The 9,522-nt window shown below is 65.6% G+C and carries 6 protein-coding genes; 5 read left to right on the forward strand and 1 reads right to left on the reverse strand.

Going from position 1 to position 9,522, the window contains the following annotated elements; translation table 11 throughout:
* Nucleotides 1–546: 546 nt before the first annotated feature.
* Both carB and purF read left to right on the forward strand, forming a co-directional pair.
* Nucleotides 547–3,783, forward strand: a complete 3,237-nt coding sequence (carB, locus tag FVW27_RS00955; protein WP_167121944.1) for a carbamoyl-phosphate synthase large subunit — start codon at nt 547–549, stop codon at nt 3,781–3,783.
* 189 nt (nt 3,784–3,972) lie between these two features.
* A complete protein-coding gene (gene purF / locus FVW27_RS00960; protein WP_167121946.1) occupies nt 3,973–5,376 on the forward strand; it encodes an amidophosphoribosyltransferase in 1,404 nt (467 codons plus the stop codon).
* Nucleotides 5,377–5,501: 125 nt separating this feature from the next.
* On the opposite strand, the gene FVW27_RS00965 is transcribed toward purF, so the two are convergent.
* The gene (locus FVW27_RS00965; protein ID WP_167121948.1) at nt 5,502–6,260 is read right to left on the reverse strand and encodes a class I SAM-dependent methyltransferase; all 759 of its coding nucleotides are present in this window, start codon (nt 6,258–6,260) and stop codon (nt 5,502–5,504) included.
* Nucleotides 6,261–6,568: 308 nt separating this feature from the next.
* Between FVW27_RS00965 and FVW27_RS00970 the strand changes: the two genes are divergently transcribed.
* From FVW27_RS00970 to FVW27_RS00980, 3 genes are all read left to right on the forward strand, one after another.
* The gene (locus FVW27_RS00970) at nt 6,569–7,570 is read left to right on the forward strand and encodes a KpsF/GutQ family sugar-phosphate isomerase (protein ID WP_167121950.1); all 1,002 of its coding nucleotides are present in this window, start codon (nt 6,569–6,571) and stop codon (nt 7,568–7,570) included.
* A 75-nt stretch (nt 7,571–7,645) separates the two neighbouring features.
* Nucleotides 7,646–8,173: an acyl-CoA thioesterase gene (locus FVW27_RS00975; RefSeq protein ID WP_167121952.1), complete on the forward strand. Its 528-nt coding sequence runs from the start codon at nt 7,646–7,648 to the stop codon at nt 8,171–8,173.
* 428 nt (nt 8,174–8,601) lie between these two features.
* Nucleotides 8,602–9,039 (forward strand): DsrE family protein, encoded by a 438-nt coding sequence (locus FVW27_RS00980; protein WP_167121954.1) that lies wholly within the window; start codon nt 8,602–8,604, stop codon nt 9,037–9,039.
* Nucleotides 9,040–9,522 lie beyond the last annotated feature (483 nt).

Consider the following 9,522-nt stretch of genomic DNA (forward strand, 5'->3'; position numbering starts at 1 on the left):
CCGTGGCGTCGGCAGGCGCCGGGTGCCGGGGCCGGGTGAAGGCAATGCGGTAGCATCAGCGGGCGGTGGGGCGCAAGGGGCGGCGCGGTGCGAAGCAACGTGCGGATTCGGACGGATTCGAAGGGTGCAGGGCGGCGGAGCGTGGGGGGGCTCTGGCGCGTGGGGCGGTTTGCCCGCGAACGGCAGGCGACGACAGGGGATTGCGGACAGCGGCGGGCTTCTCGCGGTGCTGCCGCCGCGCGCGATACCCGCCTGCGGCGGGATGTACGACACCCGCCCCGCTTTCCCATCAATGTCAAAAAACGGGGTTCCGGCCCTTCCGCCACCCCGTGCGCGTCTTGCCAAGCGCGGGGGTGCGCGATATAAGAGCCGGATTGCTGACGGAATGTGGGTTCATTCCCGCATGTTCCGTAACAATCGCGGGTGGATGGCCGTTCCCCCGCGCCTCGCCGCGCCGGAACGCCCCGCACACTCCTCCCGCCTTTGTCCCGGCAGCCCTCTTCTTTCCCGCCCCTGCGGGGCAACCCTGTTACCAGACAGAGTCCAATGCCCAAACGCACCGATTTGAAGCGGATCATGGTCATCGGTTCCGGCCCGATCGTCATCGGGCAGGCGTGCGAATTCGACTATTCCGGCACGCAGGCCGTGAAGGCCCTGAAGGAAGAAGGCTACGAGGTGGTGTTGGTCAACTCCAACCCCGCCACCATCATGACCGACCCCGGTCTTGCCGACCGCACCTACATCGAACCCATCGAGCCGGAAACGGTTGCCGCCATCATCCGCAAGGAGCGGCCCGACGCGCTGCTGCCCACCCTGGGCGGCCAGACCGGCCTGAACACCGCACTGGCCCTTGCCGCCATGGGCGTGCTGGAAGAATGCGGCGTGGAGCTCATCGGGGCCAACAAGCAGGTCATCGAAAAGGCGGAAAGCCGCGAACTGTTTCGCGAGGCCATGGCCAACATAGGCCTGAAGGTGCCCGCCAGCGGCATTGCCCGCACCATGGAAGACGTGCGCCGCCTTGGCACCGAAATGCCCTTCCCGCTCATCATCCGCCCCGCCTTCACCATGGGCGGCACCGGCGGCGGCATCGCCTACAACATGGAGGATCTGGAAGAGATCGCCGCGCGCGGTCTTGCCGCCTCCATCAAGCACGAGGTGATGATCGAGCAGTCGGTGCTGGGCTGGAAGGAATTCGAGATGGAGGTGATGCGCGACAAGGCCGACAACTGCGTCATCATCTGCTCCATCGAAAACTTCGACGCCATGGGCGTGCACACGGGCGATTCCATCACCGTGGCCCCGGCGCAGACCCTGACCGACGTCGAGTACCAGATGATGCGCGATGCCTCCATTGCCATCATGCGCGAAATCGGCGTGGAAACGGGCGGCTCCAACGTGCAGTTCGGCATCAACCCGCTGAACGGCGACATGGTGGTCATTGAAATGAACCCCCGCGTGTCGCGTTCTTCCGCGCTGGCCTCCAAGGCCACCGGGTTCCCCATTGCCAAGATCGCGGCCAAGCTGGCCGTGGGCTACACGCTGGACGAAATTCCCAACGACATCACCCGCGAGACGATGGCCAGCTTCGAGCCGTCCATCGACTACTGCGTCACCAAGATTCCGCGCTTCACCTTCGAAAAGTTCCCCGGCGCCAAGGACGAGCTGACCACCTCGATGAAGAGCGTGGGCGAGGCCATGTCCATCGGCCGCACCTTCAAGGAATCGTTGCAGAAGGGCCTGCGCTCGCTGGAAGTGGGCGCGCCCGGCCTTGGTTCCGCCTTCCGCTGCAAGGGTCCGGAGCGCGAAGAGATCATGCGCAAGCTGCGCACGCCCAACTCGCGCCGCATCTTCTACGTGCGCCACGCCATGCTCGACGGCATGACCGTGGAGGAAATCCACGAGGCCACCGCCATCGACCCGTGGTTCCTGCGCCAGATGAAGGACCTGGTCGACATGGAAGCCGAGCTGCGCGACTTTGCCCTGGGCAACGCCATGACCGTGGACAACGCGGAACTGGTGGCCCTGATGCGCCGCGCCAAGGAATACGGCTTTTCCGACCGTCAGCTGGCCGAAATGTGGAAGCGCCCCGAATCGGACGTGCGCACCCTGCGCAAGCAGATGGGCATCGTGCCCACCTACTATCTGGTGGACACCTGCGCCAGCGAGTTCGAGGCGTACACCCCGTACTACTACTCCACCTACGAGACCGGCCATGAAGTGGCCGTGGAAGACCGCAAGAAGGTCATCATTCTGGGTGGCGGGCCCAACCGCATCGGCCAGGGCATCGAGTTCGACTACTGCTGCTGCCACGCCTCCTTCGCGCTGAAGGAAATGGGCGTGCAGGCCATCATGGTCAACTCCAACCCCGAAACGGTATCCACCGACTACGACACCTCCGACCGCCTGTACTTCGAGCCGCTGACCTACGAGGATGTCATGAACATCATCGAGGCGGAGAAGCCCGACGGGGTGGTGGTGCAGTTCGGCGGGCAGACCCCGCTGAACCTGGCCGTGCCGCTGATGCGCGCCGGTGTGCCCATTCTTGGCACCTCGCCCGATTCCATCGACCGCGCCGAAGACCGTGAACGCTTCCAGGCCTTGCTGCAGAAGCTGGGCCTGCGCCAGCCCGCCAACGCCACGGTCATGTCGCTGCCGGAGGCGCGTAGCGCCGCCGCCCGCATCGGCTACCCGACGGTGGTGCGGCCCAGCTACGTGCTGGGTGGCCGGGCCATGGAGATCGTGTACGACGAGGAACAGCTGGCAGAATACTTTGCCAATTCGGTGGGTGAAAAGCCCAAGCACCCCATCCTCATCGACAAGTTCCTGGAAAGCGCCATCGAGGTGGACGTGGACGCCCTGTCCGACGGCACCGACGTGTACGTGGCGGGCATCATGGAACACATCGAGGAAGCGGGCATCCACTCCGGCGACTCCGCCTGCGTCATTCCGCCGCACACCCTGCCCGAGGCCATCGTCAACGAGATCGCCCGGCAGACCGTGGAACTGGCGCGCGAATTGCGCGTGGTGGGCCTGATGAACATCCAGTTCGCGGTCAAGGACGGCCTCATCTACATCCTTGAAGTGAACCCCCGCGCCTCGCGCACCGCGCCCTTCGTGTCCAAGGCCACGGCGGTGCCCCTGCCGCGCCTGGCCACCCAGATAATGCTGGGGGCCACGCTGAAGGAACTGGACCCCTGGTCCATGCGCCGCACCGGCTACTTCTCGGTGAAGGAATCGGTGTTCCCGTTCAACCGCTTCCCGGGGGTGGACATTCTGCTCGGCCCCGAAATGCGGTCCACGGGCGAGGTGATGGGTATTGCCTCCAGCTTCGAGGAAGCCTATCTGAAGGGCCAGCTTGCCGGCGGGCAGCGCCTGCCGCAGAGCGGCAAGATCTTCATCTCCGTCAACGACCGCGACAAGCTGCTGATTACGGAAGTTGCCAGCATGTTTGCCGACCTTGGCTTCGAGGTGCTGGCCACCAGCGGCACCGCCAAGCTGCTGCGCGAAGGCGGCGTGCCCGCCACGTCGGTACACAAGGTGTACGAGGGACGGCCCAACATCGTGGACTTCATCAAGAACGGCGATATCGCCCTGGTGCTCAACACCGCCTCGGGCAAGCGCACCGTGCAGGATTCCAAGTCCATCCGGCAGGCCACGCTGATGTACGGGGTGCCCTACAGCACCACCGTATCCGGGGCCAAGGCCATCGCGCAGGCCATACGGGCCAGCCGCTGCTGCGGGGTGAACGTGAAGAGCTTGCAGGAATACTACGGAACCAACTAGATGACCGACAAGGACCGGGCCTCAGGCCCGGTCCTGCGCTTTGGGGCCACGCGCACTGTGGCGAACGCCTGGTGAACGCCAGGCAAGGCCAGACGAGCGGTGTCGAGCGTTGACGAACGGCTGGCGCATGAATGGCGCACGACATGACCACAATGGGCGCGTAACGGACCGTCTGCATCGAGGTAGAGCATGATCAAGCATTACTGCGGCATCTTCGGCATCTACAACCACGTCGAAGCGGCGCGCATGGCATATTTCGGCCTGTACGCCCTGCAGCATCGCGGGCAGGAAAGCGCGGGCATCGTCACCTGGGACGGCCAGAAGCTGCGCGAGCACCGGGGCATGGGCCTGGTGCCCGACGTGTTCAACGAACGGCACCTGGGCAAGGAGCTGAAGGGCAACATCGCCGTCGGCCACATCCGCTATTCCACCACCGGGGCCTCGCTCATCCGCAACGCCCAGCCGTTTCTGGTGCGCTTCAAGGGCATGGAAATCGCCATCGCGCACAACGGCAACCTGACCAACACGGTGGAACTGCGCGACGAACTGGAGCGCAAGGGTTCCATCTTCCAGACCTCCATCGACAGCGAAGTGTTCGTGCACCTCATCGCGCACAACATGAACGGCAAATCCTTCGAGGAAGCCGTCATGGCCGCGTGCAAGCGGGTGCAGGGCGCGTATTCGCTGATCATTCTCGCCAACGACAAGCTCATCGCCATGCGCGACCCGCACGGCATGCGCCCGCTGGCCCTGGGCCGTCTGGCCGGTTCGCCGGTGCTGGCATCCGAAACCTGCGCTTTCGACCTGATGGAGGCGGAATTCATCCGCCCGCTGGACCCCGGCGAAATGCTGGTCATCGAAGGCAACAGCGTGAAAAGCTACAGCCTGCTCGACGAGGGCAAGAAGCCTCCCACGCGCCAGTGCATTTTCGAGCTGGTCTACTTTGCCCGTCCCGACTCCATCGTGTTCGGCGAGGACGTGTACCAGTGCCGCAAGGAGATGGGCCGCCAACTGGCCATGGAATCGGCCCCGGACGTGGACTTCATCATGCCCTTCCCCGATTCTGGCATCTACTGTGCGGTGGGCTTTGCCCAGCAGTCGGGCCTGCCGTACGAGCATGCCATGATCCGCAACCACTACGTGGGCCGTACGTTCATCCAGCCCTCGCAGGACATGCGCGACTTCGGCGTGCAGGTGAAGATCAACCCGGTCAAGAGCATGATCAAGGGCAAGCGCATCTGCATCGTGGACGATTCCATCGTGCGCGGCACCACCATCCGCACCCGCGTGAAGAAGCTGCGCGAACTGGGCGCCAAGGAAGTGCACTTCCGCGTCAGCTGCCCGCCCATCAAGCACCCGTGCTTTTACGGCATCGACTTTTCGTCCAAGGGCGAACTGATCGCGGCCAATCATTCCATTTCCGAGATCGAGCGCTTCATCGGGCTGGATTCGCTGCACTACCTGTCCATCGACGGTCTGCTGCGCTCCGTGTCGCACCCCGAAAACTACTGCCTGGCCTGCTTCAACGGCGACTATCCCATCCCCTGCGCGGGCGGCGGGTGCAGCCGGGCGTGCCTGGAAGTGAGCGACTAGGCCGGAAGGCGTGGGGCGGTCACGTGCGGCCATGGTCGCGGGTGACCACGAAAATCCTGCATGAAAAAGGGGGGCCGCAAGGCCCCCTTTGCTGTCGTGTCGGTGTGCGCCGCCTGCCAGTGGTGTCAGGCGGCGGGCTTTTGCATGAAGGTGATGCCGTTGTAGACGTGCAGGTAGTCCAACCGGGAGGCCAAGTTGCCGCCCGTACCAAGGTGGCCGGTTATGTCCGGCATGGCCACTTCGTCCACCAGTTGCTTGATCACCCCCGGAATGCCGTAGAGGTGGCTCGGAAACCATTCACGCCACGCCTTGAGCCTTATGGGAATCCTGCCCAGGATCCTGTTGGCCAGGGCAAGCACCGGTTGCGGAATGCGCTGCCTGCACACGAGGTGGTTGCGGTGGTTGAACGCCGTCCCTCCGGCATACTTGGGGAAATACCCTGTGCCCCAGTCTTCGATAACGTACAGCCCGCCCGGTGCCAGGTGCGGGTACAGTATCTTGAAGCTGTTTAGGGTCAGGCTGCCCACGTGCGAGCAGTCGTCGATGATGATGTCGAACCGGTGTACGCCGTTTTCCGTCATGATGCGCTGGAACAAGGCCGGGTCATCCTGAAGGCCCTGGTACATGCGCACGCGATCGCTGGAAAAGCTTCTTTCGCACCGGGCCATGTCCACGCCGATCACTCTGGCCTTGGGGAACATGCGCGAAAACGTCTCCAGCGAATGCCCGTCGAAAATGCCCAGTTCGAGGATCACGATTTCCCGGTCGAACAATTCCGCGAAATACTTCCTGTACAGTTCGAAGTACATGGCGGGCTTTGCCACGGCGGACTTGTCGCCTTCGTACAGCTTGTAATAGTCTTCAATGATCGCATCCATGGTCATCGTGGATTCCTCGTTTGGGGCCGTGGGCCTTTGCGTTTGTCGCATCGGGCGTACCTGTTGCGCTGGGTGTGCCTGTCGTGCCGGAGAGTGCAGCGCGTTGCGCGGCAACGGGCGGGGGCAGGAAAAATGACCAAGGCCGCCTGTGGTGGGACTTTTGCACGCACTGCGGCGTAAACGCAAGGGTGATGGGTGGTTGAGCGTGACTGTGCGTTTTTCGGGTACCTGTTGACCCGCCCCGCGTTTCGGGGGAAGAGAAGGACGCCGCGCCCGGCGCGGCATATCCGCAACATCCACAGGATTTCCACGGCATGAGCGATTGCACCTGCGGCGAGCGCCGCACCGACTGGATTCCCCTCGGGCGCGACGTGCTCGATATCGAAATAGAAGGCCTGACGGCGGTACGCGACAGGCTTGGCCCCTCGTTCGAGGCGGCCTTGGCCCTGCTGGCTGGCTGCCGGGGCCGCGTGGTGGTTACCGGGCTTGGCAAGTCGGGTCTGGTGGGCCGCAAGCTGGCCGCCACCCTGTCGTCCACCGGCACCCCGGCGTTCTTCCTGCACCCGGTGGAAGGCGCGCACGGCGACATGGGCAGCCTGCGGGCGGAAGACGTGGTCATTGCCATCTCCAATTCCGGCGAGACGGACGAACTGAACGCCATCCTGCCCAGCCTGCGGGCCATCGGCACGGCCATCATCGCCATGACCGGCAAGGCGCAATCCACTCTTGGCCGCGCCGCCGACGTGGTGCTGGATTCCGGCGTTCCGCGCGAGGCGTGTCCCCACAACCTTGCCCCCACGGCCTCCACCACCGCGGTGCTGGCTCTCGGCGACGCCTTGGCGGTGTGTCTCATCCACTGGAAATCGTTTACCGAAAACGATTTTCTGCGCTACCACCCCGGCGGTTCGCTGGGGCAGCGGCTGCGCCTGCGCGTGCAGGAACTGATGCACACCACCGGCATTCCCGTCACCCAGGACGACGTGGGCCAGGAAGAGGCCGTGCGCGTGCTGGACAAGGGCGGCTTTGGCGCGGTGGCCGTGGTGGACGGCAGCGGCAGGCTGATGGGGATACTTACCGACGGCGACGTGCGCCGCGCGGTGATCCGGGGCGACTATGCCCCGCGCACCCCGGTGACGGCCATCATGACCTGCAACCCGCGCAGCGCCCGCAGTGACCAGTCGGTGGCGGAACTGCTGGACATCATGGAGCAGAAGGCCATCACCGTGCTGCCCATCGTGGACGACGCGCACCGCCTTGTGGGCCTCATCCACCTGCACGACCTGCTGGGCAAGGGCGGCGTGAGCTTTGCCGGGTAGCCACGGCGCGCGCCCCGCAGCGTACGTTTTCGCCCCCCGCGTTTCGTCACCTCAACACCGCCCGGAGCCAGCCGCATGAGCGCCAAGCGCGTGCAAGACAGCGAAGTGGTGATGACCCACCGCCCCCTGCCAGAGGACGCCAACCCCGCAGGCAACGTGCACGGCGGGGTGATCCTGAAGCACATCGACCTTGCCGGGGCCGTGGCCGCCATGCGCCACTGCCGCACGGCCGTGGTGACGGCCTCCATCGACCGCATGGACTTTCGCGCGCCGGTGCACGTGGGCGAGCTGATGCAACTGAAGGCCAGCGTGAACCTTGCGGGCGGCACCTCGCTGGAGGTGGGCGTGCGGGTGGAAGCGGAAAACCTGCTCACCGGCGAATCGCGCCACGCCGCCTCGGCCTACCTGACCTTCGTGTCCATGGGGCCGGACCGCAAGCCCGTGCCCGTGCCGGAACTGCTGCTGGAAACACCCGCCCAGCACCGCCGCAACCGCGAGGCGCAGCGCCGCCGCGAGCAGCGGCGCGACGAGCGCAAGCGCGAAAAGGCCGACCAGGAAGCGTTGGCCACGGCCACCGTGGAAGAGGTGGAGCACTACTACTGACGGGCCGCACGCCCCTGTGGATGCGCCACGCGGGCCACGCGCCGGGTTCCCTTTCCGCGTCGTCGCGGCGGCGACCGTGGCCACATCTGGCCGCATCTGGCCGCATCTGGTCGCGTCCGGGCATGCCCCGTCACTCTCGGTCACATCCGCGCATATCCAGCAAGATACGGCCCGTGGTTTTGCACCACGGGCCGTCGTGTTTCCGGCGTTGGCCGTCGTTCGCCGTGGCAGCAGCAGCCGTCGCAGCCCCGGGCGTTCGCCTCTGCCGCCTGCCTGCCCCGGGTGCGCGGCATGCGATGCCGCATCCCACCATGATAACACTGGCCTTCGGCGCGCAGGGCGGGTTAAGGTGCAAGGGTATATCCGCGTCTGCGTTATCATGCGGGGCGGCAGGCTCCACCCCTCACCCCCACCCACTAGGAGGCATCATGCGATACGGGCGATGGTTGGCCGCACTGGCCGCGTGGCTGTTCCTGCTCTCGGCGGGCCTGCCCGCGCACGCCGCCCCGGCGGCGGAGGACAAGGACGCCCCCCTGTTCATCAACCTGACCAGCGACGAGGGCCACCGAACCTTGATGGCCATCGGCTATGGGGTCAATCAGCTGCAGCGCGGCCACCCGCTGACGTTGTTTCTCAACGACCGGGCCGTGGTGCTGGCCGCCAGGGGCAACGAGGCAAAATATCAGGAACAGCAGCGCATGCTGGCCAAACTGGTGGGCAGCGGGGCCACGGTGTACGTGTGCCCCATGTGCATGAAGCAGTACGGAGTGCAGCAGGCCGACCTGCTGCCGGGGCTGGCCGTGAGCACGCCGGACCTGACCGGCGCGGCGCTGTTCCGGGAAAATACCCGCACCCTGTCGTGGTAGTGCAGGGCGCCCGCGCCCGTGCGAAAATGGAAGAAGAGGGGAGATGCCGTTGGTGCGGCGTCCCCTCTTTTTCGTGTCAGGCAGTCAGGCAGGCGGTCGGCCAGGGTGAACGGGAACGAAAGGGGCCGGAATGGTGCCGGAGACGATGCGCCAAGCGCGGGCGGGGGTCAGGCCGTGCAGGGGGGCGGTGACTGCCCCGAACGGTGGGCCGAACTGTGGGCTGGATGTGAGTCGGTGGAAAGCGGGGGGCAAGGGGGACGGCGGCCCCGTGTGGGCGTTCCAGCGTGCTGCTGGCGGATGATGTCCGCCGCGAGCCATGCGGCGCCCACCGCCAGGCATGCGCCGAGCAGCCATAGTGTGGCCGGGGCGGATGGTGCGTCTGTGGACAGCATGTGCACCAGGGGCCGCAACAGGTTGGCCACGGCGGCGGGATCGGGCGCGGGGGCCGCACCGCCGGAACCGACGACCGGGGCGGCCTAGATC

It is taken from the genome of Nitratidesulfovibrio liaohensis (assembly GCF_011682075.1).
In the GTDB taxonomy this organism is placed as follows: Bacteria; Desulfobacterota; Desulfovibrionia; order Desulfovibrionales; family Desulfovibrionaceae; genus Cupidesulfovibrio; species Cupidesulfovibrio liaohensis.